We start from the raw sequence: 24,974 nt of genomic DNA, 5'->3' as shown, positions 1-24,974 counted from the left end.
GCGGCAGGCGCCGGGTGCAATGCCCGGCGCTTTGGTACTTTGGCTGCGCCGTAACCCTGTTTACTGCGCCTCGCGCACCAGGCGCCCGTGGGTGGCCTGTGCCGGGCGCGCGTTGGCAGGGGCCAGGCGCGCCAGCAGGCGCAGTTGCTCGGGGCTGATGCTCACAGGCGTTTTCAGCACCAGCCGCAGCACCCCTTCGGTGCAGGGCGGTGTAGTGAGCGAGCCCAGGTACTGGTAATAGCGCAGATCGCGCGGCAGCAGCTCTTGCACTTGCAGCTGGCCCGGTGGCAGGCGCACGCTGTCGGCCCTGTCCAGGGGCATGTGCGTCCAGATTTTGGCCAAGAACGGGTTGGGTGTGCCCAGCTGCATGGGCACCGACAACACCGCCATCTGGCCCTCGGGCCCGTGGTACACCAGATCGGTGGCCATGGGGAAGTTCTGGTGGTGGATTTTTTCTTCTGCCGGGTGGTGAAACTGCACGCTGTGCAGTTGCCAGGGCCGTCCGCGCAGCACCAGCGTCTGGATGCCTTCGACCTCCAATTCAATCGCTTTGCCCGTGTGCATGAGGGTGCCGCTGAAGACTTGTGCGCCGGGCCGCAGTGGATCGGCTGGGCCTGCCACGGTGTCGGCGGCGGTGATGTGCAAGGGCGACTGGCGCTGGCCCTGGGCGCAGGTGGCAAAGGCCGGATGCAGCTGTCCCCAGGCCTGTGGCCCGGTCTCGCCCTGGTAGCTCCAAGGCACCGTGGCTGGATCGGCAGGGGGCGGGGCGGGGGTCGGGGCCAGCGCTGCGGCCAGGGCGGCGGCACGGGCCATGAGTTCCTGGCGGCTGGCGCTGAGCGCGTTGGCAGCAGGGGGCTGTACCACGGGGGGGGCGGTTGTGGGTGCCGGCGTGGATGCTGCGGTGGTGGCCGCTGGTGCTGCGGGCGCCGGGGTCGCTGCTGTTTGCGCTTGCACTGGCGTGGGTTCAGGTGCCGGTGCCGGTGTTGGGGGCATTGCCGCGCTATTGGGGGCACCCGCATCGGCTGGCGGTGCGCTGTCTGTGGGCTGGGCCTGGTCTGCGGCAGTGTTGGCTATGGCTGCAGTGGCTGCCAGCGCAGCGGTGGCAGCCGCCGCCGTTGCCGCGCCATTGCCCTTTTTGCGCGCACGCACCGGGGCCGGTTTGGGGGCAGCGGGCACTTGTACCGTCACCGACGGTATGGTGCGCACGGCGGTCGCAGCGGCGCGCCCGCGTGGGCGCGGGGTGTGCTTCTGGTTGGTGCGCTCCAGGGCGGCGTTGATGCGTTCTATCAGCAAGGCACGCTCTTCCGGGCTGTCCAGCCGCAGGGGGGCGGGCGGTGCAGCGGGCGTGGCTGCTGCGGCCTGGGCCGTGGCGCTGTGCGCCAGGCCTGCCAGACAAAGTGCCTGGCAGGCAAGGCGCAGGGCGCGGGTGTGGAGGGGGGGAGCTGGTTTCATGGCATGGGTGCGGGTAGCAGGCCTGTGCGCACTTTAACTTGGTGCGCCCGCGCCATTCGCCTGTATCGCACACAGGCCGGGCTATAGTTTCAGCCCGCCCCGACCTGACCGGTCACCACCGCCCCCAAGCGCCGCAAGCCCCGGGCCGCGCCTGCGGTGCAGAATTCATGACCAAATTGACCTCTAGCCCAATGAATACCAGCGCTAGCAGCTATTGATTCAATAGCATTTTCATGCCACCGGATTTTTGTGGGAGAAGCAGACATGAAACCCTCTGAAGCCTTGGCCCTGCACCGTGCCGCAATCCGGCGCGTGGTCGAGTCCCACCGCGCCCGCAATGCCCGGGTGTTTGGCTCCGTGGTGCGCGGCCAGGACGCCGACGGCAGCGACCTCGACCTCCTCATCGACCCAACGCCCGACACCACGCTGATGGACGTGGCCGCCATTCAGGTGGAGCTGCAAGGGCTTCTGGGCGTGTCCGTCGATGTGCTCACGCCCCGGGCCTTGCCCGATGCCTTCCGCAGCCGGGTTCTGTCCGAAGCGGTGCCGGTATGAACAAAGCCTGGCGTGTTCCGGACTACCTCGGCCACATCCTCCAGGCCATCGAGCGCATCAACCGCTATACGCGGGACATGGATGAGGCGGCATTCCTGAACAGTGAACTCGTGCAAGACGCCGTGATCCGCAACATCGAGATCATCGGGGAGGCTGCGAACAACGTCCTGCGTGTTGACCCGGCGTTTGCCGCCCAGCACAACCACGTTCCTTGGTTGGTCATGTACACCATGCGCAACCGCGTTTCGCACGGCTACGACAAAGTGGATTTGGAAATCGTCTGGAAGACGATCCAGAGCGATTTGCCTGGCTTATGCCAACAGGTGCAATCGATTGCCAATCAAATCCGCCTTTAGCCCAATGAATACCAGCGCTAGCAGCTATTGATTCAATAGCGATTGATCCTGCTCCACAATACCCACCATGAGCATCCACACCGACGACTTTGCCCCCGCGCCTGCGCCGCGCGTGGTGTCTGCTGCCCCTGTATCGCCCCAGGAAGAAGCGCAAGAGCGCGCCCTGCGGCCCAAGCTGTTGCAGGAGTACGTAGGCCAGACCAAAGCGCGCGAACAGCTTGAAATTTTTATTGGCGCAGCCAAAAAGCGCGGCGAGGCGCTCGACCACGTCCTGCTGTTTGGCCCGCCCGGGCTGGGCAAGACCACGCTCAGCCACATCGTGGCCGCCGAGCTGGGCGTGAACCTGCGCCAGACCAGCGGCCCCGTGCTCGAAAAACCCAAAGACCTGGCCGCGCTCTTGACCAACCTGGAGCGCAACGATGTGCTCTTTATTGACGAAATCCACCGCCTCAGCCCCGTGGTCGAAGAGATTTTGTACCCCGCGCTGGAGGACTACCAGATCGACATCATGATCGGCGAAGGCCCGGCAGCGCGCTCCATCAAGCTTGATTTGCAGCCGTTCACGCTGGTGGGCGCCACCACGCGCGCGGGCATGCTGACCAACCCGCTGCGCGACCGCTTCGGCATCGTTGCGCGGCTGGAGTTTTATACGCCCGAGGAGCTGGCGCGCATCGTCACGCGCAGCGCCGGGCTGCTGGGCACGCCCATGGACGAAGAGGGCGGCTTTGAGCTGGCCCGGCGCTCGCGCGGCACGCCGCGCATCGCCAACCGGCTCTTGCGCCGGGTGCGCGACTATGCCGACGTCAAAGGCAGTGGCCGCATCACGCTGGACATTGCCCACCGCGCGCTGGCCATGCTGGACGTCGATCCGCAGGGCTTTGATGTGATGGACCGCAAGTTTCTGGAGGCATTGATCCACCGCTTTGACGGCGGCCCGGTCGGGCTGGACAACATTGCCGCCAGCATTGGCGAGGAGTCCGGCACCATCGAGGACGTGATCGAGCCCTACCTGATCCAGCAAGGTTATGTGCAGCGTACCCAGCGCGGGCGTGTGGCCACGCTGGCGGCCTACCGCCACCTGGGGGTCACGCCGCCGCAGGCTGCCGATGGCCTGTTTGCTGCCTGATCCGCGCCCATGAACCGCGCCCATGAACCAAGCCGCTGAACCCCGCATGCACCGCCGCTGGAAAACCGTTGCCGGGGGCGCTGCCCTGCTGCTGGCTGCCGGGGCGGGGTTTGCCGTGTGGCAGCTGCGTGCCCCGCAGGTCGATGCGCTGCCTGTGCGTTATGCCCCGCTGGTGCGCACGTTGCAGTTTTCTGCGCGCGTTGCCACCCTCTCGCGCGTGGACGTGGGCAGCACCATCACGGGCCGGGTCGAGGCTGTGCGCGTCACCGAGGGCGCCCCGGTGCGCCAGGGTGATGTGCTGGTACAGCTCGAATCCGACGAACTGCGTGCTGCGTTGGCCCAGGCCCAGGCCTCGGCCCAGCAAGCCCAGGCCCTCCTGGCCGGTCTGCGCAGCAGCGGCAGAAGCGCCGCCGAGGCCGCCCAGGCCCAGGCCCAAGCCCAGCTGCGCGCTGCCCAGGCCACGCTGGTGCGCGCGCAGCAACTGGTGGTGCAGGGCTTCTATAGCGCTGCCCAGTTGGATGAGGCCCGCCGTGCGGTGGATGTGGCCCAGGCCCAAGCGCGCAGTGCTACTGCCCAAGTGCAGGCCAATGCCGATGTGGGCACCGAGGTAGTGCAGGCGCAGGCACAACTGGAGTTGGCGCGCGCGGGCGTCACCGCGGCCCAGGCCCGGCTGGCACAGACCGCGCTGCGTGCCCCCGCCGATGCACGCGTGCTGCTGCGTGCCGTAGAGCAGGGGCAGATCGTGCAGCCGGGCAAGGCCCTGCTCAGTCTGGCGCTGGCCGGGCCCACGCAACTGGTGGCCCAGGTGGACGAGCGTTTTCTGGAGCAGTTGCAGGTCGGCCAGCCCGCCAGCGTGGTGGCCGATGCGTTTGCCGACCAGCGCTTTGCCGCGCGCGTGCTCAGCATTGCGCCTGCGGTAGATGCGCAGCGCGGCGCCATCGAGGTGAAGTTTGCCCTGCTGGAGCAGGCCCCGTCCTATCTGCGCGAGGACATGACGCTGTCGGTCGAAGTGGAAACCGCCCGCCGTGCGCGCGCGCTGGTACTGCCGCAGGCGGCGCTGCGCAGCCAGGGCGCCGCTGGTGCACTGACACTGGGCGCACAAAGCGCACCCGATGGGCAGACGGGGCCAACCGTTGCGGGCAGCCCGGCGCCGGACGGGCAGAGCGGGCAGGGCACCATCCTCCCCGCCCCCGCCGCACAGGCCCAGGTGCTGGTGGCCGAGCAGGGCCGCGCCCAGCCGCGCACCATCACGCTGGGCCTGCGCACGCTGGATGCCGTCGAGGTGCTGTCGGGCCTGACGGAAGGCGATACCGTGCTGCGCGCCGACGCCGCCTTGCAGCCCGGCGCGCGCGTTCGTCCCCGGCCCGTGGTCTGGGCGCCGGGCGGCGCAGCCGGTGCTGCACGCGCTGGGGCCGCAGGCGATGCCGGAGCCGCCATGACCAACGCCATGGGGCGCTGAGCGCGCACACCGATGTGGCTCTGGCTTGGCTTTGAGTGGCGTGTGGCGCTGCGCTTTTTGCGCGAAGGGCGCATGCAAACCCTGCTCATCATCGTCGGCGTGGCGGCGGGCGTGGCCGTCATTGCCTATATCTCGGCCCTGATCAGCGGCCTGCAGTCCAACACGCTGGCCAAAACGCTGGGCGCACAAGCCCACATCAGCCTGCGCGCGCCCGACGATGTGGTCACGCCGGCAGCCGTCGTCGTGCCCGGCACCACCGTACTGGGCCAGGTGCAGCCGCGCGCCCAGCGACTGCGCTCGGTGGCCAACTGGCAGGCGCTGGTGCCGCTTTTAGAGGCGCTGCCCGCCGTGGCCGGTGTCTCGCCCATGGTGTCGGGCGCAGGGCTGGCGCTGCGCGGGGAGGCCGTGCAGTCGATTGCGCTGATGGGCGTGGATTTGGACCGCTACGACCGCGTTGTCGGCCTGCGCGCCAAGGTGGTCAGTGGCAGCGCGCGGCTGCTCCCCGGCGAGGCCATCATTGGCCGCGAGCTGGCACAAGACCTGGGCCTGCGCGTGGGCGACCGCCTGGCCGTGCAGACGGGCAGCTCCAGCGAGTCACTGCGCGTCACGGCGCTGGTGGATCTGGGTGTCAAAGACCTCAACCGGCGCACCGTCATCGTGCCGTTGCGCACGGCGCAAAACCTGCTGGCCCTGCCCGGCGGCGCCACCAGCCTGGACGTGACGCTGCACGATGTCTGGGTGGCGCGTGCGCTGGCGCAAGACCTGCAGCGCCAGTTTCCGTACAAAGTGGAGAGCTGGCAGGAGAGCAACGCGCAGCTGGTGTCGGCGCTCAACGCCCAGTCGGTCAGCACGGCCATCATTCGCGGCGTGGTGCTGGCGGTGGTGGTGCTGGGCATTGCCAGTGTGCTGGTGGTGTCGGTGGTGCAAAAGCGCCGCGAAATCGGCATCCTGCGCGCCATGGGGGCCACGCGCGGCCAAATCATGCGCGTGTTTCTGGTGCAGGGTGCGGTGGTGGGTGCGGTGGGATCGGTGCTGGGCCTGTTGCTGGCGGTGGCGTTGATCGCAGCGTTCACCACCTTTGTGCGCGGCTCCGATGGCCTGCCGCTGTTCAACATCACCCTGCCGCCGGCCACGGCCTTGCAGGTGGCTTTGGTGGCCACGGTGTGCGGTGTGCTGGCGGCCATTGCGCCCGCACGGCGCGCCGCCCAGCTCGACCCGGCGCAGGCCATCCGCATCTGAGCGACCCCGGTTGCCTGTTGCACACCATTGCGCTGCCCACGGCCCACCCTGCCACCCATTGCCACCCTGCTGCTATCGCTCTGAAAGATTGCTGCCCGTGAACGCCGCCCCCCTTGCCCCTACCGCCACCACTGTGCCGGGTACGGCGGCCACTGCTGCCCCGGCCACCGCGCTGATTGCCCTCAGTGCCGTCAGAAAAAGCTACCACCTGGGCCTGCCCAGCGAGGCCGAAGTGCTGCACGGCCTGGACTTGCAGGTGGCAGCGGGCGAGTTTGTGGCGCTGATCGGGCCATCGGGCTCGGGCAAGAGCACGCTGCTCAACATCCTGGGGCTGCTTGAGCCCATGACCTCGGGCAGCTACCTGCTGCAAGGCCAGCCGGTGCAGGGTCTGGACGACGCAGCGCTCACGCTGCGCCGACGCCACACGCTGGGTTTTGTCTTCCAGTTCCACCACCTGCTGCCCGCGTTTTCGGCGCTGGAGAACGTCACGCTGCCTGCGCTGATGGCCGAGGGCCGCGTCAGCCCCGCCCAGCGCGAGCGCGCACGCAGCCTGCTGGACGCGGTGGGCCTGGCCGCTGCCATCCACAAACGCCCCGCCGAGTTGTCGGGCGGCATGCAGCAGCGCGTGGCCATTGCGCGCGCGCTGGTCATGGAGCCAGCGCTGGTGCTGGCCGACGAGCCCACGGGCAACCTCGATACCGCGTCGTCGGGCGAGGTGTTTGCGCTCTTGCGCCGCATCCACGCCGAGCGCGGCACCAGCTTCATCGTGGTCACGCACGACCCGCGCCTGGCTGCGCGCTGCGACCGGCTGGTGGAACTGGTGGACGGCCACATCGCCCGCGATGAACCCACCGCCCCGGCCCCAGCGGGCGCTGGTGGCGCTGGTAGCGTCGCATCAATATCAAAAAAGTGAGCTGCTCGCGCCCGTCTGGCGGGCGCCAGAGGCTGATTTGACTCAAAATCTATCGTCCTCTGTTGCCCTCATTGCCAGCCATAGCGCTGGACATACAGGCGCTTGAGCACCGTGGCCAGCACAGCGTAGCCCAGCACCAGCGCCACCAGCCAGCCAAAGTAGGCCAGCGGCAGCGCTTGCAGCTTGAAGTAGCTTGCCAGCGGCCCCATGGGCAGCCAGATGCCCACGGCCACCACCGCTAGCGTCGTGGCCATCAAAGGCCAGGCGGCGTGGCTTTGCACAAAGGGCAGCTTGGGCGTGCGGATCAGGTGCACCACCAGCGTCTGCGTCAGCAGGCCCACCACGAACCAGCCCGACTGGAACAGCGCCTGCTGCGCCAGCGTCTGGGCCTGGAACACCCACCACATCAGCGCAAAGGTGGCGATGTCGAACACCGAGCTGATCGGGCCAAAAAACACCATGAAGCGCCCCAGGCCCTGCGGGTTCCAGCGCAGCGGCTGGCGCACCAGCGCTTCATCGACGTTGTCGAATGGAATCGCCGTTTGCGAGATGTCGTACAGCAGGTTCTGCACCAGCAACTGGATGGGCAGCATGGGCAGAAACGGCAAAAAGGCACTGGCCACCAGCACCGAGAACACGTTGCCAAAGTTGGAGCTGGCCGTCATGCGGATGTATTTCAGCATGTTGCTGAAGGTCTTGCGCCCCTCGATCACGCCCTCGTCCAGCACCAACAGGCTTTTCTCCAGCAGGATGATGTCGGCGGCCTCTTTGGCAATGTCCACCGCGCTGTCCACGCTGATGCCGATGTCGGCAGCGCGCAGTGCAGGCGCATCGTTGATGCCGTCGCCCATGAAGCCCACCACCTGCCCGTTGGCACGCAGCGCGCGCACGATGCGCTCTTTGTGCAGCGGCGTGAGCTTGGCAAACAGGTGCTGCTGCTGCACCAGCAGGCGCAGGGCCGCTTCGTCCAGGGTGTCGATGTGCGTGCCCAGCACCGCGCCATCGACCGCCAGCCCGACGTCGCGGCAGACCTTGGCGGCCACCAGGTCGTTGTCGCCCGTCAGCACTTTGACTGTCACGCCGTGCGCGGCCAGTGCGCGCAGGGCCGGGGCGGCGGACTCTTTGGGCGGGTCAAGGAAGGCGATGAAACCGATCAGCGTCAGATCGGCCTCGTCGGCCACGCTGTAGATGCTCTTGTGCGGTGGCACCTCCTTGGCGGCCACGGCCACCACGCGCAGGCCCTCCTGGTTGAGCGCACCGGTCAGGGCCTGCACGCGCGCCAGCAGCGGCGCGTCCAGCGCCAGTACCTGCGCGCCGTCCTGCACCCGCGTGCAGGCGGCCAGCACCTCTTCGACCGCGCCTTTGCAGATCAGCTCGTGGTGGTCGTCCTGCTCCGACACCACCACCGACATGCGCCGGCGCTGGAAGTCAAACGGGACTTCATCGACCTTGCGGTAGTCCTGCGCCAGGCGCAGCTCGGTGGCCATCTCGACGTGGTCGAGCACGGCGTGGTCGAGCAGGTTTTTCAGCCCGGTCTGGTAGTGGCTGTTGAGAAAGGCGAACTTGAGCACCTCTTCCGAGCTGGCGCCCAAGGCATCAAGGTGGCGTGCCAGCACGATCTTGTCCTGCGTCAGCGTGCCGGTCTTGTCGGTACACAGCACCTGCATGGCGCCAAAGTTCTGGATGGCGTCCAGGCGCTTGACCACCACTTTTTTGCGCGACAGCACCACCGCACCCTTGGCCAAGGTGGTGGTGACGATCATGGGCAGCATCTCGGGCGTCAGGCCCACGGCCACCGACAGCGCAAACAAAAACGCTTCGGCCCAGTCGCCCTTGGTGATGCCGTTGGTGAGAAACACCAGCGGCACCATGACCAGGGCAAAGCGGATCAGCAGCGCACTGACGCTGTTGACACCCGCCTGGAAGGCCGTGGGCGTGCGCTCCACGGCGGTGACGCGCGCAGCGATGGTGCCGAAATACGTGCCCTTGCCCGTGGCCAGCACCAGCGCCGTGGCTGCGCCCGAGACCACGTTGGTGCCCATGAACAGCAGGTTGGCGGCGGCCAGCACGCTGTCGCTGGCATCGGTGGCGGCGCTGGCCGCATGGGCGTGTTTTTCGACCGGCAGCGACTCGCCCGTCATGGCCGCCTGGCTGACAAACAAGTCTTTGGCCTGCAGCACGCGGCAGTCGGCCGGGATCATGTCGCCCGCCGACAGCACGATCACATCGCCCGGCACCAGGTCGTGGATGGGCCGCTCTGTGGGCACGCTGGCGTCTGCGTTGCCCTGGCTGCGCCGCAGCACGGTGGCGGTGTTGCTGACCAGGGCCTTGAGCTGCTCGGCGGCGCGGTGCGAGCGCCCCTCCTGCACAAAGCGCATCAGCGTGGACAGCACGACCATGCTGGCGATCACCACCGTGGCCTTGGTGTCGTGCGTCAGCCAAGAGATGGCGGCCAGCGCTGTCAGCAGCAGGTTGAAGGGGTTTTGGTAGCACTGCCACAGGTGCAGCCAGGCGGGCAGGGGCTTTTCATGTTCGACCTCGTTGGGGCCGGTGCGCGCGCGGATGGCGTTGGCCTGGGCCTCGGTCAGGCCCGCGGCGTGGCTGCCGGTGCGTGCCAGCACCGCAGCGGCGTCGTCCTCGCTGGCCTGGCGCAGCGCTTGCGACAGCGGCGCCGGCACGGGCACCGTGTGCGCTGGCGTGCCCAGCGACTCGAACATCAGCCGGCGCCGGAAATGCCGCAGTGCGCGGCGGCTGTGCAAAAACGCCGCAAACCCGGTCTTGAAGAAGTGCTGGGCCATCGTGCTGCCAAATCGGAGTCAGAGGTGCAGGCAGTGTGGCAGCAGGCGGCGCGCCGTGGTGTATTTGGCTGTCCGGGCGGGGTGGGATGGCCCAGGGGTTTTCAATAAAAATAGCCTGTAGCCCTTACGGGGTGAGCGCTTACGGCTATCAAAATGATAGTTTCGGTGCCCGTCAGGCGGTGGTCTCGTCGCGGGTGGCGGTGTCCAGGTGCTGGGTGTCGGCCCAGCCCACCAGGGTCAGGCCCTCGGGCGTCCAGAGCAGGCGGTTGATGGCGGCGTTGGTCAGCTGCCAGGTGCGCGGCGCTTGCAGCTCCTGGCCGGTGGCCAGGCGGTAGAGCACGTCCAGCACGCCGCCGTGGGCCACCAGCACCACCTGCCCACCCGCATGGTGGGCGGCCAGGCGGTGGACGGTGGCCTGGATGCGCGCGCGCAGCGCCGTCAGCGACTCGCCGCCCTCGGGGGCAAAGTGCGGGTCGCGCTTGCGCCAGCGCAAGGCCATCTCGGGCAGCTCGGTTTCGATTTGCGCAAAGGTGCGGCCCTCCAGCGCGCCAAAGCTGCGTTCGCGCAGGCCGGGTTCGGGCACCAGGGGCGCGCCCGTGGCGTCGGCCACGGCCTGGGCGGTGGCGTGGGCGCGTTGCAGGTCGCTGGCGTAGATGGCGGCCACCGGCTCATCGGCCAGGGCGCGCGCCAACTGCTGCGCTTGCCAGCGGCCTGTGTCGTTGAGCGGAATGTCCAGGTGGCCCTGGATGCGGGTGTCCACGTTCCAGGCGGTTTCACCGTGGCGAATGGCAATCAGGCGGGTGGCGTTCATGGGCGGTGCAGTCCGTGGGGTGGGGAAAGGGGCCGGGGGGGCGGCTGTGCCGGGCGGGCACGGGTCAGCGCGGAATTTCCCGGTGGATGCGGCGCAAACCGGCGGGCGGGCGCGGAAAGCCGTCCAGGGCCGCCTCGAACAGGGCGCCCAGCACGGCCTGGTCGTCGCTCCACACGCCCTCGTGGACGGCGTGGGTTTCATACACCACCGCACCGCTGCTGGCCTGGCGCAGCACCAGGCTGACTTCGCTGCGGTAGGTGGGCGGTGGCGCCAGGCGCATGGACAGGCCGCCGTAAAAGCCATGGCCACTGCCCCAACCCCAGCCGCCCCAGCCCCACCACGGGTCGTAGCCGCCGGGTGTGCGCTGGCGCTCGGTGCGTGCATGCACCTGCACGCGGTATGACGGCGCTGTGCCATCGGCGGCAGGGTGCAGTCCCACTTTGGCCAGGGCCTGCGCGGCCTGGGCCTCGATGGTGGCCTGTGCGTCGCCCTGCGCTTGCTGCGAGGGCAGGCGCTCAAAACGGTAGGTGTCGGGTGTGGTGTGCGGGGCGTCCCAGTGGGCGAACGCCTGCACATCGCTGTCCACCAGGCGGGTGCTGGCGCAGCCGCTCAGGGCCAGCGCAGCCGCCAGGCAGGGCAGGGTGATCCATCGTTGCATGGCCAGTGTCCTTTGCACAAAAAGCCGCTGCGGCGGGCCCGGCGGCGCAGGTCAGCCGATCTGCACCACCTGCATGCCCGCCAGTGTGGGCGCGGCGGGGAACTCTTCTGTGTCGAACGCCTTGTCGCCGTTCTCGTCGGCCACGCCGGTGGCGCGCGCCCCCTGAAAATCGTACAGCGCCCCATCCAGCAAGTGGCTGGGAACTACGTTTTGCAACGCGTTAAACATGTTTTCTACCCGGCCCGGAAAGCGCTTTTCCCAGTCGCGCAGCATCTCGCCGACCTGTTTGCGCTGCAAGTTTTCCTGGCTGCCGCACAGGTTGCACGGAATGATGGGAAAGTTGCGGTGTGCGGCCCAGCGGGTGGTGTCTTTTTCGGCCACAAACGCCAGGGGCCGGATGACCACATGGCGGCCATCGTCGCTGACCAATTTGGGTGGCATGCTTTTGAGCTTGCCGCCAAAAAACATGTTCAGCAGCAGGGTTTGCACAATGTCGTCGCGGTGGTGGCCGAGGGCTATTTTTGTCGCGCCCAGCTCGTCGGCCACGCGGTACAAAATGCCCCGGCGCAGGCGACTGCACAGGCTGCAGGTGGTCTTGCCCTCGGGGATCAGGCGCTTGACGATGCTGTAGGTGTCCTCGTTCTCGATGTGGAACGGCACGCCGGTGCTTTTCAAATAGTCGGGCAGCACATGCTCGGGAAAGCCCGGCTGCTTCTGGTCGAGGTTGACCGCCACCAGGTCAAAGTGGATGGGCGCGCGGGCCTTGAGCTTGAGCAGGATGTCCAGCAGCGTGTAGCTGTCCTTGCCGCCCGACATGCACACCATGACCTTGTCGCCCTCTTCGATCATGTTGTATTGCACGATGGCTTTGCCGGTTTCGCGGCACAGGCGCTTTTCCAGCTTGTGGGTTTCGCGCTCGATTTTGAAGTCGGCTGGGGCGCGCGGTGCGGCGGCCGTGGCCGGGGCGGTGTCTTCGCCCGTCCAGGCGGTGGCGGTGCGGGTGTCGGTTGTTGCGTTCATGGGGGTGTTTACCACTGTCCGGTTTCCATGCGGATGGCGACTTCGCAGTCGTCAAAAATTTCCAGTTTGGCGATTTTCACGCGCACGCCGCGCACGCCGGGCAGTTGCATCAGCCGCTGGGCCAGTTTGCCGATCAGGCTCTCCAGCAGGTTGACGTGCTCGGCGGTGCACTCGTCGATGATGATCTGGCGCACTTTGCGGTAGTCCAGCACGTGCGCGATGTCGTCGTCGCGCGGCGCCAGGGGCTGCACGCCCAGGCTCAGCTCGGCATCGACCTGGATGGGCTGGGGCGCGCTTTTTTCGTGCGCGAGGATGCCCAGGTTGGCGTCAAAGCGCAAACCGGTGAGCGTGAGGATCTGGGTGCCTGCAACGTGGGTCATATCAAAAACCAAAAGCAAAAAAGGGGCAGGCGTTGGCCTGGGTCGTATCCAAAAAAGCGCCAGCGCTGCCACCGGCGATCACCGCAGCGCGCCACGGCACGCTCACATCAGCGAAAAATCGCGCTCAAACTTCATCAGGTGCTGGCCGCCATCGACCAGCAGCGTGGTGCCCGTCAGGGCGCGGTTGGCCAGCGCAAACTGCACGGCGCTGGCCACGTCTTCGGGGGTGGACGAGCGCCCCAGCGGACTCAGGCGGTGCAGTTGCTGGAATTTTTCGTCGCTCAGCAGGTGGCTGGTCAGGGTCAGGCCCGGCGCCACGCCCACCACGCGCACGCGCGGCGCCAGCGCCATGGCCAGCATGGTGCCAGCGGCCTCCAGCGCGGCTTTGGAGAGCGTGTAGCTCAAAAAATCGGGGTTCTGGTTCCACAGCTTCTGGTCGAGCAGGTTGACCACGGCGCCTTGCGCATCTGCCTCGCCCGCAGCGGCGCGGGCCTGCAGGTGCGCGTGCAGCGCCTGCGCCAGCACGATGGGCGCGCCGGTGTTGCTGCGCAGGTGCTGTTCCAGCGTGGCAAAGCCGAAGCTGGCCGCGTCGTCGTGCTCGAACAGCGAGGCGCTGTTGACCACGGCGTCCACAGCACCAAAGTGCCCCACCACGCGCGGCAGCAGCGCACGCACGGCAGCTTCGTCAGAAAAATCTGCTTCAAAATGGGCGCTGGCGCCCGCCAGTCTTGCGCAAGCAGCTACGGTTTCAATAGCGTCCTGGGTGGATGCGCGGTAGTGCACGGCCACCTGCCAGCCGCCTGCTGCCAGCGTCAGGGCAATCTGGCGGCCCAGGCGCCGGGCGGCGCCCGTGACCAACACGGTGCGGGGGCGGGGGCAGGAGGGGGAGGACATTCGGGGACAATGCGGGCCGTGACAACAGAACCAACAAGTTTAACGAGCGCCCTGCACGCCCACATCGCGCAGGCCATTGCATCATCTGGCGGCTGGATCGGCTTTGACCGCTTCATGCAGCTGGCCCTGTACGCGCCGGGCATGGGCTACTACGCCGGCGCGCTGCCCAAGTTTGGCGCCATGCCCCAGTCGGGCAGCGACTTTGTGACCGCGCCCGAACTCACGCCGCTGTTTGGCCAGACGCTGGCCGCGCAGGTGGCCGATGCCCTGGCGCACACCGGCACGCACGAGGTCTGGGAGTTTGGTGCGGGTTCGGGCGCGCTGGCGCTGCAATTGCTCGATGCGCTGGGCGACCAGGTGCAGCGCTACACCATCGTCGATCTGTCGGGCAGCCTGCGCGCGCGCCAGCAGGCGCTGCTGGCGGCGCACGCGCACAAAGTGCGCTGGCTGGACGCGCTGCCCGCGCAGATGGAGGGCGTCATCGTCGGCAACGAGGTGCTGGACGCCATGCCCGTGCAGCTGATCGCGCGCCACGGTGGCGCACAAGGCGGCGTCTGGCACGAGCGCGGTGTGGTGCTGGACGTGCAAGGCCAATTTGCCTGGCAAGACCGCCCCACCGAGCTGCGTCCGCCGATAGAGATCGACGGCCCACACGACTACCTGACCGAAATCCACCCGCAGGCCGAAGCCTTCATCCACACCCTGGGCGACCGGCTGGTGCGCGGCGCGGCCTTCTTCATCGACTACGGCTTTGGCGAGGGCGAGTACTACCACCCCCAGCGCCACATGGGCACGGTGATGTGCCACCGCGCGCACCAGGCCGACGACAACCCGCTGCTGGATGTGGGCCTGAAAGACATCACCGCCCACGTCAACTTCACCGCTATGGCGCTGGCCGCCCAAGACCAGCCCCTGCCCCCCGACCAGGCGTGGAGCGTGCTGGGCTACACCACGCAGGCGCACTTTTTGATCAACTGCGGTTTGCTAGCAAAAATGGAGCTAGAACCGCTGGCTGGCCGGGCGCTGGCGGCCAAATTGATCATGGAGCACGAGATGGGCGAGCTGTTCAAGGTGCTGGCGCTGTGCAAGGGCCAGCCCTGGGATGCGGTGGGCTTTACCCACGGCGACCGTACCCACCGCTTATGAGCGGCCAAGCCGTCCGAGGCGCGCCATGATCCGCTGGCTGATCGTGATTTTTCTGGCGCTGGTGCTGATCAACGGCCTGGCGCCCTGGCTGCGCAAACTGGGGCTGGGGCGGCTGCCGGGGGATTTTCACTTTCGCCTGTTTGGCCGCGATTGGTTTATTCCGCTGGCCAGCACCGTGCTGTTGAGCCTGGTGCTGAGTTTGGCGGTCAAGTGGTGGTAGTGCTCTGGAACTATAAGCAAACCGGCCTCTCCGCCTTGCTGGATATGCGCTGGCAGCTCTCTTTTTTGTAGCTTTTGTGCGGTGGCAGGTGGCAGGTGGCAGGTGGCAGGTGGCAGGTGGCTGGGTGGGGGGGCTGCGGCTTGAATTCGGGCCTGCATGGCCCGATGTCTGGGCATTGCCTTTTGTGAAAGCACCCCATGACCGAAGCCTTGCACATCGTCTGTCCGCACTGCCACACCACCAACCGCGTGCAGGCCGCGCAGTTGCACAGCAGCCCCGACTGCGGCAGTTGCCACCGCCCGCTGTTCACCGGCGAGCCGCTGGCGCTGGATGCGGCCACGTTTGCCAAGCACACCGGGCGCAGCCATATCCCGGTGCTGGTCGATTTTTGGGCGCCCTGGTGCGGGCCGTGCCGCCAGATGGCCCCGGCGTTTGCCCAGGCCGCACAGCAACTGGAGCCGCAGGTGCGCCTGGCCAAGCTCGATACCGAGGCGCACCCGCAGGTGGCGGCGCCCCACCACATCCGCAGCATTCCGACGATGGTGCTGTTCAAGGGCGGCAGCGAGGTGGCGCGCATCTCGGGCGCACTGGGGGCGGCTGACATCGTGCGCTGGGTGCGCGCAGCGCTGTAATCAGGCGTTGTCTGCGGCCGCCAGGCCCGGCCAGGCCGCTACGGCCTGCACCCGGGCCGCTACGGCCTGCACCCGGGCCGCGTGTATCCATTCACCCACTTTTTGGCCTGTAACGCCCGCCGCTGCTGCGCGATCAGCTATCACACTGGTAGCAACCGACTGCACCGCCGCCAGTGCAGCATTCAGCCGTGGGCGCTGCGGGTAGGCGGATTCCTCGAAGTGCAGGCGCCCGCGCGCGTCGCATTCGCAGGCCAGCAAAACCTCATCAAAGCGCGCGGGTTTGCGGATGGCGTCGCAGCGCTCCAGCAGGCGCACCAGGGCGGCGGCTTGGAGGTCGCTGCTGCGGTGGATGTTGCCGTGCTCGCGGGCTACCACGTCGGCCAGCTCGCGGCAGTCGGTGGGCACGCGCAGGCGCCCGGCCAGTGCCTTGAGCAGTCTGGCGCTGCGTTGCTCGTGGCCGATGTGGCGTGGCAGCACATCAGGCGGCGTGGTGCCCTTGCCCAGGTCGTGCGTGAGGCAGGCAAAGCGCACGGCCAGCGGCGCCTCTAGCCGCGCGGCCATGTCCAGCACCATCATCAGGTGGATGCCGGTGTCGATTTCGGGGTGGTACTCGGCGCGCTGGGGCACGCCCCACAGGCGGTTTACCTCGGGCAGCACCACGGCCAGCGCGCCGCATTCGCGCAGCACCTCGAACATGCGCGAGGGCTGCGCCTCCATCAGCCCGCGTGAGAGTTCCTGCCAGACGCGCTCGGCCACCAGGTGGTCGGCCTCGCCGTGCTGCACCATCTCGCGCATGAGCTGCATGGTTTCCGGCGCCACGGTGAAGTCGGTAAAGCGCGCGGCAAAACGCGCCACGCGCAGGATGCGCACCGGGTCTTCGCGAAAGGCATCGGTGACGTGGCGCAGCACTTTGTTGTGCAGATCGCGCGCGCCGCCATAAGGGTCAAAATGGCCCTCAAAGCCCGCTGGGTCTGCGCTGACAGCTATCGCATTGATAGTGAGGTCGCGCCGCGCCAGGTCTTCTTCCAGCGTCACGTCGGGCGAGGTCTGGATGACAAAGCCCCGGTAGCCGCGCCCGCTTTTGCGCTCGGTGCGGGCCAGGGCGTATTCCTCGCGCGTGTGCGGGTGCAAAAACACCGGAAAGTCGCGCCCCACGGGCAGGTAGCCGCGCGCCACCATGTCTTCGGGCGTGGCGCCCACCACCACCCAGTCGTGGTCATTGACCGGGCGGCCCAACAGGCGGTCGCGCACCGCGCCGCCAACCATGTAGATTTTCATGGGCGGCAGTGTAGGCGCTGGCAAAATCCTTCGCATGTCCTTGTCCCGCTCCCTCACCATTGCCCAGTTAAACCCCGATGGCAGCGTGCCGATTCCGCCTGCGCCCGACGCCGCTGCCAACGCCGCCGCCCAGGCCCTGGCGCGCGAGGCCCAGTTCGATGCCCTGCAAGCCAAGGTGGCGGCGCTGGAGGAGGTGCTGGCCAAGCCTTTGACCGACATCCTGGCCGACCGCAGCAAAGCCCTGGAAGCGGCCAGCGCCTGGGATGCGTTTGGCGCCATGTGGATGCTGTCGCAGCGCGCCATGCGCCAGGTGGCCATGGATTTGGCCGCGCAGCTGGGCGTGAGCGAAGCCGAGGTGGTGGCGCGCGCCCTGGCCAACGCCAACCGCGTGCTCAACACCGAAGACGAAGACCTGGGCGGCACCATTGCCCCGGTGCAACTGGCGCACATTGCCCGGCACAAGCCGTATCTGCGCAAGCAGTTCAGGTAGTCCGCGCATGTGGCTTGCGCAAGCCTGCGGCCGTTTTGCGGTACGGTGATCGTTTCTGGCCCCTGGCCTGATGTGGGGCCAGGGGCTTTTCAAGAAAACACCGGCCTGAAAAAGCTGCGTTCGTAGCTGACGATGCAGTCGGTCTCTTCGGCATAGCGGAACGCGGCTTGGCAGGCTGCGTCCTGCATCGACTGCTGGCGGTACACCTCGTAGGCCGCGAGGCTGTCAAAAGTGAACAGGGCGAGGGCGATGTTGTTGGCGCCCTCGCTGGGCATGAAGTAGCCGTGGTGCTGGCCGCCGAATTTTTCGACCAGCGCAATCCACAGTTTTCCGTAGTGCTCAAATTCTTGGAGCTTGCGGGGGTTGAGCACGTAGCGCAGGGAGATGGTGACGGCCATGGTGCGGTTCAGCCTTGTGTGGGTTGCAGGCGGTAGGGTTCTTCAAAGTCCAGAAAGTCCTGCTCGGCCAGGGCCTCATCGATCCAGGCTTTCACGCCGGGCAACTCGCGCACGCGCTGCACGTAGGCGGCGATGTGGGCTGGCAGGGGCAGGGCGTAGCTGTGCAGGCGCATGCACACGGGGGCAAAGTAGGCGTCGGCGATGGAGAACTCGCCAAACAACATCGGGCCGCCGTGCTCTTGCAGCAGGGCGCTCCACATCTGCACCAGCCGCTGCACATCGGCGCGCACGCCAGGCTGGTCGCGCCAGATCAACGCGCCGGCGTGGGCCAAATCGGCCTCGATGTTCATGGGGCAGTGGCTGCGCAGGGCGGTGAAGCCGCTGTGCATTTCCGCGCAGACGCTGCGGGCGCGCGCGCGGGTCTGGGGGGCTGCGGGCCAGAGTTGCTTGTCGGCCCAGGTTTCTGCCACGTACTCGGCAATGGCCAGCGTATCCCAGACGATCAGGTCGCCGTCCACCAGCACGGGCACCTTGCCGGTGGGGCTGACGGGGCCCAGTGCGCGTTTGAACTCGGAGCTGGCATCAAAGCTGTCAAAGCGTACGAACACTTCGTTGAAGGCGATCCCGGCCTGGCGCAGCAGCACCCAGGGGCGCATGGACCAGGACGAGTAGTTTTTATTGCCGATATACAGTTGGAGCATGGTGGGCACCTGTCGATGGGACGCAAAAAAAGTGAGCCCACCATGCTAGCGGCATGGGCGGGCACCACGGCCAGGTTGGTGGCTCAAATGGGCCAGACCACGCCGTTGTCGTTGAGGATGGCGTCCAGCGGCAGGTCGTGCGGCTCGGGTTCGAACTCGTCGAGGTAGCCGTGCGTGTAGCCCAGCCCCACGGTGAAGGGGCGTGGCTGCAACGTGGCCAGGGTACGGTCGTAAAAACCGCCGCCGTAGCCCAGCCGGTAGCCGCCCGGCCCATAGCCCACGCAGGGCACAAACAAGAGCGTGGGCACGATCAGCTCGGTGTCTTTGGGCTTGGGGATGCCGTAGGCATCTGCTTCCATCTCGCAGCCCGGGTACCAGGCGTGGAAGGTGAGCGTTTTGTGCTGTTTGTTCACCACCGGCAGGCCGATGCGGCGGCGCTGGGGTTCGTCCAGCAGTTCGCCGTCTTCCTTCCAGCGGTGCAGGGCGGGCAGCGGATCGAACTCCCCCTTGATGGGCCAGTAGGCGCCAATCACGGCATCGGGCCGGTGGATGAGCCAGATGCGCATCACCCGCTGTAGCAGGTCAGCGCGTTCCAGGCGGTCAGGCAGATTGAGGCGTTGTTCAACCAGAGTGCGGCGCAGGGCTGCTTTGTCCATCACATAATTCCCCCATGCAATTGCCCAAGATTCTGACACCCCTGGCCGCCAGCGCGCTGCTGGCCTGCGCGGCGCTGCCCGCCGCTGCACAAACCCAGGTCGCCACCGCCTTGCCTGCGGGCGCCAACGCCAGCACGCAGCCGCCTGCCCAAGGCGACGATGTCATCAAAGAAATGCAGCAGGCGTTTCGCAAGAAAGACAGCCGCAAGCTCACGCAGCTGCTGCCCCTGGCGCGCGGCCATGTGCTGGAGCCCTGGGCCGCTTATTGGGAACTGCGTGTGCGCCTGGAAGAGGCGCAGCCCGCTGAAATCACCGGCTTTTTGCAGCGCTTTGCGGGCACCTACCAGGAAGACCGGCTGCGCAACGACTGGCTGCTGCTGCTGGGCCAGCGCCGCGACTGGGTCCGCTTTGCCGAGCAGCATCCGCAGTACCGCATGTCCGACGACCGCGAAGTGCGCTGCTACGCGCTGGCCATCGACCTGGTGCGCGGCACCTCGCCCGAGGGTGCGGCGCAAGAGGTGCTGCGCCACTGGAACGGCCTGCGCGATGCCGACGACGGCTGCACCCACGCTGCGGGCGAATTTTTTGCCGCGCGCCAGTTGTCGGCGCTGGACGTGTGGCGCGAGGCGCGCCTGAGCGCCGAGGCCAACCGCCCCCGCGCGGTGCGCAATGCCGTGGCCATCGTGGCGCCCGAGGTGCTCAACCAGGTGGCCGAGCTGCACGACAAGCCCGCCCAGTTCCTGCGCGCCCGCGCCACAGCCCCCACGCGCCAGCGCCAGGAGCTGGTGGTGCTGGCCCTGATCCGCCAGGCCGCCAGTGACCCCGATGTCGCCGCCGAGCTGCTGGAGAACAAATGGGGCGTGCATCTGAGTGCAGAAGAGCGCCACTGGGTCTGGGGCGTGATCGGCAAGCAGGCAGCGCTGCGCCTGTCGCCTTCCGCGCAGGGGTATTTCAACAAAGTCGGCAAAGACCAGGACTTGAACGACGACCTGCTGGGCTGGAAGGTGCGCAGCGCCCTGCGCGCCGGGCAGTGGCGTACCGTGCGCCGCGCCATCGAGGCCATGAGCGAGCCCACGCGCCAGGACAGCACCTGGGCCTACTGGGAGGCGCGCGCCCTGCTGGCGGGCCAGCCCAGCGAGGCCGACCGCACCCGTGCCCGCAGCCTGCTGGAAGGCATTGCCAGCCCGCGCGGTTTTTACGAGCAGCTGGCCCTGGAAGACCTGGGCCAGCGCATCACCGTGCCGCCCGCGCCCGCGCCGCTGACGGCGCAAGAAAAAGCCGCTGCCCGCGCCAACCCGTCGCTGAACCGGGCGCTGTACGCCATTGCCGCTGGCCTGCGCAGCGAAGGCACGCGCGAGTGGAACTACGCCACCAACCTGCACGCGCCCGGTGGCATGGCCGACCGCGAGCTGCTGGCCGCTGCCGACCTGGCCTGCCAGCGCGAAGTCTGGGACCGCTGCATCAACACCAGCGAGCGCACCCGCGCCGTGATGGACTTTGGCCAGCGCTACCCCATGCCGTTCCAGAGCGCCGTGGTGGCGCGCAGCCAGGGCATCGGGCTGGACCCGGCCTATGTGTACGGCCTGATCCGCCAGGAGAGCCGCTTCATCATGGATGCGCGCTCGGGCGTGGGCGCTTCGGGGTTGATGCAGGTGATGCCCGCCACGGCGCGCTGGACGGCCAAGAAAATCGGCCTGAACGGCTTCACCCCCGAGCAGATCAACGACCGCGACACCAACATCACCATCGGCACGGCCTACCTCAAGCTGGCGCTGGACGACTTTGCCGGCTCCATGCCCATGGCTGCCGCTGCCTACAACGCTGGCCCAGGCCGCCCGCGCAACTGGCGCAATGGCCCGGTGCTGGACGCTGCCATCTGGGCCGAAAACGTGCCCTTCACCGAGACGCGCGATTACGTCAAAAAGGTGCTGGCCAACACCACCAACTACGCCGCCATCCTCACGGGCCAGCCCCAGTCTTTGAGAAGCCGCCTGGGCATGGTCGGCCCGCGCGAAGCGGCTGCCCCCGAGTCGAACAAAGACCTGCCCTGAGCAGCCTGCGGTGCGCCTGGGGGGCGCGCCCTCAGCCCTGCGGTGCCGCCACGATGCGGCAGGCCTTGCCGCTGCGCCCGCGCGGCACGCTCTGGCCCAGCAGAACGCACACCTCGATGGGGGCAGCGCCCATGGCCGTGGCAAACGCTTGCAGCGCGGCGCGGCTGCGCACCAGGGCGCGTTCTCCGGCTGCGCCCTCCAGTGGCAGGTGCAGCTCCAGCGTGCGGTCATCGATTTGGCACAGGTAAAAGTCAAACACCCCGGCGCAATCTTCCATCACGGTCGATAGCGCCAGGGGCAGCAGCGTCACGCTCTCGCCGTTGCTGCCCGCCAGCACCAGGGGTTCGTCGTGGCGGCCCTGTACCTCGATCACGGGCAGGGGCGAGCCGCAGGTGCAGCGCTCGGCGTGCAGCGTGACGTGGTCGCCCAGCTCGTAGCGGATCAGCGGCTGCACGGTGTTGGCCAGGTTGGTCAGCAGCACACTGTGCGAGGGCTGGCCTGCGGGCACGGGGCGGTGGTGCTCGTCCACGGGCTCCAGAATCACCCAATCGGCGTTCAGGTGCATCTGGCCGTGCGCGCATTCCCAGCCCATGGCCAGAAACTCCGAGGCGCCGTAGCTGTTGCGCACGGCGCCTTTCAGGTGGCGGGCAATGTGCGCGCGGGCGGCGCTGCCCAGGCACTCGCCCCCTGTCCAGATTTCGCGCGGGGCGATGTGCAGGGTGCCGCGCAGGGCCTCGTCGGCCAGCAGGGTTGCTGCCGTGGGGTAGGTGGCGATGACGGTGGGGCCAAACGCATTGAGCGCCTGCACCAACGTCGATAACGGCTCCATGATCGAAAAGCTGCGCGTGCTGCACGCCAGCCAGGGGTTGATGGCGCACAGCCGCAGCACCGAGACGTAGCTGGCAAAGTGCCCGTCCAGGGCGCCGATGAAGGCGGTGCGCTCGGTCATGCCCAGCGGGTTCCACCAGGGCGCAGGGGGCTTGGGCGGCGGGCTGCGGCGCAGGGCCTCCAGGGCGTCGTACACGGCCATGGTCTGGGCGTCTTGCACAAAAATGCCGGGCTGGCCGCTGGTGCCCGAGCTTTCCCACACCAGGTAGCGCCCCAGCCAGGACTGGCCGATGCGCGCAGGGTCGGCGGTGAAAGCCTGCAACGCATCGAGCTTCAGGCGGGGGTCGGTCACCCAGCCGGAAAAATCCGCCATCAGTCGCGCGCGCGTGACCACGGGCAGCTGCTGTAGTGGGGTGTGGGCTGTGGTGCCCGCTGGCCACAGCCGCTGGTACAGGCGGGAGCCGCGCAGGGTCGCTTCCATCAGCAGGGCCAGCCGGGTGCGCTGGCGCTGCGCTATGTCTTGCGGGGTGCCACGCTGGGCCACGGCTACGTCCAGCGACACGGTGGACAGGCGCAGCGGGTCGAACACGGTATTCATGCCGGGCGGGGCGCACGGGCGCCTTGGGCGGTGGAGATCAGCGTGGACATCGGCGCTCCTTGGTGGCTAAGGGTGGCATCCATCATAGAAGCCCCGGCCCGGGCGCCTGCCGCGTGCGGGTCTATGCGTTGTGCAGCAGCTCGCCCTGGCGTGTGGCGGCGCCCGAGCGCACCAGGTCGTCGGCCAGGCTGTGCAGCCAGGCGGTGAGGGCCTGATCGCCAAAATAGCGCTGGTGCAGCAGGCCGAAGTAGGGCGTGGCGCTGGCCCAGGCGCTCAGGTCGGTCAGCGAGATCTGTTGCCACTCCAGCAGCTTGTATTTCAGCAGCACCTTGGCCGCGTACAGCGCGTGTTTGGCCGGCGCGCGCGCAAAGCCGTCGAGCCTGCGGCGCGCGACTTCCAGCGCCCGGGGCGTGTCGGTAAACACGGCGCCGTGGCCCGGAATGACGGTGCGCGGCGCCAGACGCTCGATCAGGTCGAGCGTGGCGGCCACTTCGGCAAAGGCCGCTTCGCCCTCCAGTTCGGGAAAGACCACGCCAAAGCCGTTCTCCCACAGCGCATCGCCCGAGATCAGGACGCGCGCGTGTGGCTCGAACAGCACGATGGCGTGCGTATCGTGCCCCGGCGCGGCGTGGATTTGCCAGGGCGCATCGCCCAGCACCACCTCGCTGCCCGGCTGCAACAGCGCATCGGCGCGGAACGGCGGGCACTCCTGGCCGGTGGGGGTGTAGCTCAGGGCGTAGGCGTCCCAGTGGTGTACGTGCGCGGCTTGGCCGGGCGGGATGCTGGTGTGTGCTCCGGGCCAGTGCGCTTGCAGCGCGGCATTGCCACCGCAGTGGTCGCTGTGCAGGTGGGTGTTGAGGATGCGCTCCAGTGCGCGCCCCTCCAGCGCGCTGGCCAGCAGCGCCACGGTTTGCGCGGCATGGGCGCAGTAGCCGGTATCGACCACGGCGGTGCCCGAGTGTTTGCCGCGAAATACGATGTGGTTGGCCGACAGCCAGCCGCGTTCCAATACAGTGATTTCGGGCGGTAGGCCCCGTGTGGTGTGCGCCATTAGCTATCAAATAAGGAGTGATTCGGGCGGGCGTGCAGGCCACTTGGCGAAACAGTCCGCCGGTGGGTGGCTCTGCGGCCATCGCCTGCACCCGGGCGCAGGCCCCCTATTGTTCAAGCAGTGGGCACACGCGCGCCAGCGGGCTTGCCCCAGTATGGTGTGCCGTGTGCCGTGTGCCGTGTGCCGTGTGCCGTGTGCCGTGTGCCCGCCGGTGTGCCGGGGCCGGGTGCTGGCACCCCGGTTGCACAATGCAGTTTTTGAAGGATGGCCACCACCATGATCGCCCGCTTGCAGCAGTTCTGGACGTTGTCGCTCATCGCGGGCCTGGCCTGGTGGTGTTGGCGGGTGTGGCCGCAGTCGCCTGCGTGGGCGCTGGCGGGGCTGGCGTGGGCCGGGTTGTGCCATGCGCTGGTGATTGGCACGCAGTTTGTCTGCATGCACCGCATCAACCGCGAGGATGCCGCCCCCCGCGCGCGCTGGCCCGCACTGCTGCGCGCCTGGTGGGCCGAGGCCGGGGCCATGCTGGTGGTGTTTTGCTGGCGCCAGCCGTTTCGCAGTGCCAGCTGCCCCGACTGGCTGCCCGCCACGCCCACGGGCCGGCGCGGCGTGGTGCTGGTACATGGGTTTTTGTGCAACCGGGGCGTGTGGTTGCCCTGGATGGCGCCGTTGCGCGCCGGTGGCCACGCTTTTGTGGCGGTGAACCTGGAGCCGGTGTTTGGCCCCATCGACGGCTACGTGGCGCAGATCGAAGCGGCCGTGCGCCGCGTCACCGAGGCCACCGGGCAGCCGCCGGTGCTGATTGGCCACAGCATGGGCGGGCTGGCCGTGCGCGCCTGGCTGCGGGCAGCGGCGCAGACCGATGCCCAGGCCGACGCCCGCATCCACGGCGCCATCACCCTGGGCACACCGCACGCGGGCACCTGGTGGGGGCGCTACAGCCGGGCGCCCAACGGCCAGCAGATGCGCCTGCACAGCGATTGGCTGGCGCAGTTGCAGCGCCAGGAGCCGCCCCAGCGCGCGGCGTTGTTCACCTGCTGGTATTCCAACTGCGACAACATTGTTTTTCCGGCCAGCACGGCGGCGCTGCCCGGTGCGCACCACCGCTTGATCGGCGGCGTGGGCCACATGCAGATGGCCAGCCACCCCCAGGTCATGCAGGCCTGCCTGCAAGCGCTGGACTGAGCCGCTGCCCAGGGCGCGGCAGGGCTCTTTGCTACTGTTTGAATAGCTGTCAGCGCACACCAGCCGGGCGCTGGAGGCACAA

The 24,974-nt window shown here is 67.9% G+C and carries 25 protein-coding genes; 12 read left to right on the top strand and 13 right to left on the bottom strand.

The window, feature by feature from the left end; all coding sequences use genetic code 11:
• Window positions 1–60 precede the first annotated feature (60 nt).
• On the bottom strand, window positions 61–1,452 hold the full coding sequence (locus tag EV674_RS12585; RefSeq protein WP_119013620.1) for a carbonic anhydrase: 1,392 nt from the start codon (window positions 1,450–1,452) through the stop codon (window positions 61–63).
• Between the two features lie 264 nt (window positions 1,453–1,716).
• On the opposite strand from EV674_RS12585, the gene EV674_RS12580 reads away from it, so the two are divergent.
• The 6 genes from EV674_RS12580 to EV674_RS12555 all read left to right on the top strand — a co-directional run bounded on the left by EV674_RS12580 (window position 1,717) and on the right by EV674_RS12555 (window position 7,100).
• Entirely contained in the window at window positions 1,717–2,007 is a 291-nt protein-coding gene (locus EV674_RS12580; protein WP_119013621.1) for a nucleotidyltransferase family protein, read from the top strand.
• Window positions 2,004–2,363 carry a HepT-like ribonuclease domain-containing protein gene (locus EV674_RS12575; RefSeq protein WP_119013622.1) on the top strand — a complete coding sequence of 120 codons (360 nt, stop codon included), beginning with the start codon at window positions 2,004–2,006 and terminating at the stop codon, window positions 2,361–2,363. The genes EV674_RS12580 and EV674_RS12575 overlap by 4 nt, the downstream gene beginning before the upstream one ends.
• Before the next feature lie 67 nt (window positions 2,364–2,430).
• Window positions 2,431–3,489 (top strand): Holliday junction branch migration DNA helicase RuvB, encoded by a 1,059-nt coding sequence (ruvB, locus tag EV674_RS12570; RefSeq protein WP_119013623.1) that lies wholly within the window; start codon window positions 2,431–2,433, stop codon window positions 3,487–3,489.
• A 22-nt stretch (window positions 3,490–3,511) separates the two neighbouring features.
• Entirely contained in the window at window positions 3,512–4,948 is a 1,437-nt protein-coding gene (locus EV674_RS12565; RefSeq protein ID WP_241524959.1) for an efflux RND transporter periplasmic adaptor subunit, read from the top strand.
• Between the two features lie 12 nt (window positions 4,949–4,960).
• Window positions 4,961–6,187, top strand: a complete 1,227-nt coding sequence (locus EV674_RS12560; protein WP_119013624.1) for an FtsX-like permease family protein — start codon at window positions 4,961–4,963, stop codon at window positions 6,185–6,187.
• A gap of 133 nt (window positions 6,188–6,320) precedes the next feature.
• The gene (locus EV674_RS12555; protein WP_119013677.1) at window positions 6,321–7,100 is read left to right on the top strand and encodes an ABC transporter ATP-binding protein; all 780 of its coding nucleotides are present in this window, start codon (window positions 6,321–6,323) and stop codon (window positions 7,098–7,100) included.
• 68 nt (window positions 7,101–7,168) lie between these two features.
• On the opposite strand, the gene mgtA is transcribed toward EV674_RS12555, so the two are convergent.
• The 6 genes from mgtA to EV674_RS12525 form a co-directional block, all read right to left on the bottom strand.
• Window positions 7,169–9,898 (bottom strand): magnesium-translocating P-type ATPase, encoded by a 2,730-nt coding sequence (gene mgtA / locus EV674_RS12550; protein WP_119013625.1) that lies wholly within the window; start codon window positions 9,896–9,898, stop codon window positions 7,169–7,171.
• Between the two features lie 172 nt (window positions 9,899–10,070).
• Window positions 10,071–10,709 (bottom strand): histidine phosphatase family protein, encoded by a 639-nt coding sequence (locus EV674_RS12545; protein ID WP_119013626.1) that lies wholly within the window; start codon window positions 10,707–10,709, stop codon window positions 10,071–10,073.
• 64 nt (window positions 10,710–10,773) lie between these two features.
• A complete protein-coding gene (locus EV674_RS12540) occupies window positions 10,774–11,367 on the bottom strand; it encodes a DUF4136 domain-containing protein (protein ID WP_119013627.1) in 594 nt (197 codons plus the stop codon).
• 51 nt (window positions 11,368–11,418) lie between these two features.
• Window positions 11,419–12,387 (bottom strand): tRNA 2-thiocytidine(32) synthetase TtcA, encoded by a 969-nt coding sequence (gene ttcA / locus EV674_RS12535; RefSeq protein ID WP_165887099.1) that lies wholly within the window; start codon window positions 12,385–12,387, stop codon window positions 11,419–11,421.
• A gap of 8 nt (window positions 12,388–12,395) precedes the next feature.
• Entirely contained in the window at window positions 12,396–12,767 is a 372-nt protein-coding gene (locus EV674_RS12530) for a dihydroneopterin aldolase (protein WP_119013628.1), read from the bottom strand.
• Window positions 12,768–12,869: 102 nt separating this feature from the next.
• Window positions 12,870–13,661: an SDR family oxidoreductase gene (locus tag EV674_RS12525; protein ID WP_119013629.1), complete on the bottom strand. Its 792-nt coding sequence runs from the start codon at window positions 13,659–13,661 to the stop codon at window positions 12,870–12,872.
• A gap of 9 nt (window positions 13,662–13,670) precedes the next feature.
• Between EV674_RS12525 and EV674_RS12520 the strand changes: the two genes are divergently transcribed.
• The 3 genes from EV674_RS12520 (at window position 13,671) to trxC (ending at window position 15,659) form a co-directional block, all read left to right on the top strand.
• Window positions 13,671–14,807: a class I SAM-dependent methyltransferase gene (locus EV674_RS12520; protein WP_119013630.1), complete on the top strand. Its 1,137-nt coding sequence runs from the start codon at window positions 13,671–13,673 to the stop codon at window positions 14,805–14,807.
• Window positions 14,808–14,832: 25 nt separating this feature from the next.
• Complete coding sequence (locus tag EV674_RS12515) at window positions 14,833–15,027, top strand: DUF2905 domain-containing protein (protein ID WP_119013631.1); 195 nt, start codon at window positions 14,833–14,835, stop codon at window positions 15,025–15,027.
• Window positions 15,028–15,224: 197 nt separating this feature from the next.
• The gene (gene trxC / locus EV674_RS12510) at window positions 15,225–15,659 is read left to right on the top strand and encodes a thioredoxin TrxC (protein ID WP_119013632.1); all 435 of its coding nucleotides are present in this window, start codon (window positions 15,225–15,227) and stop codon (window positions 15,657–15,659) included.
• On the opposite strand, the gene EV674_RS12505 is transcribed toward trxC, so the two are convergent.
• Entirely contained in the window at window positions 15,660–16,937 is a 1,278-nt protein-coding gene (locus tag EV674_RS12505; RefSeq protein WP_119013633.1) for a multifunctional CCA addition/repair protein, read from the bottom strand.
• Window positions 16,938–16,971: 34 nt separating this feature from the next.
• Here EV674_RS12505 and EV674_RS12500 point away from each other — a divergent pair, with 34 nt between their 5' ends.
• Window positions 16,972–17,427, top strand: coding sequence for a hypothetical protein (locus EV674_RS12500; protein ID WP_119013679.1), 456 nt, complete (start codon window positions 16,972–16,974; stop codon window positions 17,425–17,427).
• Window positions 17,428–17,516: 89 nt separating this feature from the next.
• Here the strand turns inward: EV674_RS12500 and EV674_RS12495 are convergent, their stop codons facing one another.
• From EV674_RS12495 to EV674_RS12485, 3 genes are all read right to left on the bottom strand, one after another.
• Window positions 17,517–17,825, bottom strand: coding sequence for an NIPSNAP family protein (locus tag EV674_RS12495; protein WP_119013634.1), 309 nt, complete (start codon window positions 17,823–17,825; stop codon window positions 17,517–17,519).
• An 8-nt stretch (window positions 17,826–17,833) separates the two neighbouring features.
• On the bottom strand, window positions 17,834–18,526 hold the full coding sequence (locus tag EV674_RS12490; protein WP_119013635.1) for a glutathione S-transferase family protein: 693 nt from the start codon (window positions 18,524–18,526) through the stop codon (window positions 17,834–17,836).
• 83 nt (window positions 18,527–18,609) lie between these two features.
• Entirely contained in the window at window positions 18,610–19,182 is a 573-nt protein-coding gene (locus EV674_RS12485) for a 5-formyltetrahydrofolate cyclo-ligase (protein WP_119013636.1), read from the bottom strand.
• A gap of 14 nt (window positions 19,183–19,196) precedes the next feature.
• Between EV674_RS12485 and EV674_RS12480 the strand changes: the two genes are divergently transcribed.
• Window positions 19,197–21,233, top strand: coding sequence for a lytic transglycosylase domain-containing protein (locus tag EV674_RS12480; protein ID WP_119013637.1), 2,037 nt, complete (start codon window positions 19,197–19,199; stop codon window positions 21,231–21,233).
• Between the two features lie 31 nt (window positions 21,234–21,264).
• On the opposite strand, the gene EV674_RS12475 is transcribed toward EV674_RS12480, so the two are convergent.
• A complete protein-coding gene (locus EV674_RS12475) occupies window positions 21,265–22,659 on the bottom strand; it encodes a phenylacetate--CoA ligase family protein (RefSeq protein WP_119013638.1) in 1,395 nt (464 codons plus the stop codon).
• Between the two features lie 121 nt (window positions 22,660–22,780).
• On the bottom strand, window positions 22,781–23,710 hold the full coding sequence (locus EV674_RS12470; protein WP_119013639.1) for an MBL fold metallo-hydrolase: 930 nt from the start codon (window positions 23,708–23,710) through the stop codon (window positions 22,781–22,783).
• A 276-nt stretch (window positions 23,711–23,986) separates the two neighbouring features.
• Between EV674_RS12470 and EV674_RS12465 the strand changes: the two genes are divergently transcribed.
• A complete protein-coding gene (locus EV674_RS12465; protein ID WP_119013680.1) occupies window positions 23,987–24,892 on the top strand; it encodes an esterase/lipase family protein in 906 nt (301 codons plus the stop codon).
• The last annotated feature ends 82 nt before the right edge of the window (window positions 24,893–24,974 follow it).

Origin of the sequence: Simplicispira metamorpha, from assembly GCF_004341365.1 — a bacterium.
Classification (GTDB): Bacteria; Pseudomonadota; Gammaproteobacteria; order Burkholderiales; family Burkholderiaceae_C; genus Simplicispira; species Simplicispira metamorpha.
Note: the sequence above shows the minus strand (reverse complement) of the source record. Positions and strands in the feature narration are given on the sequence as shown.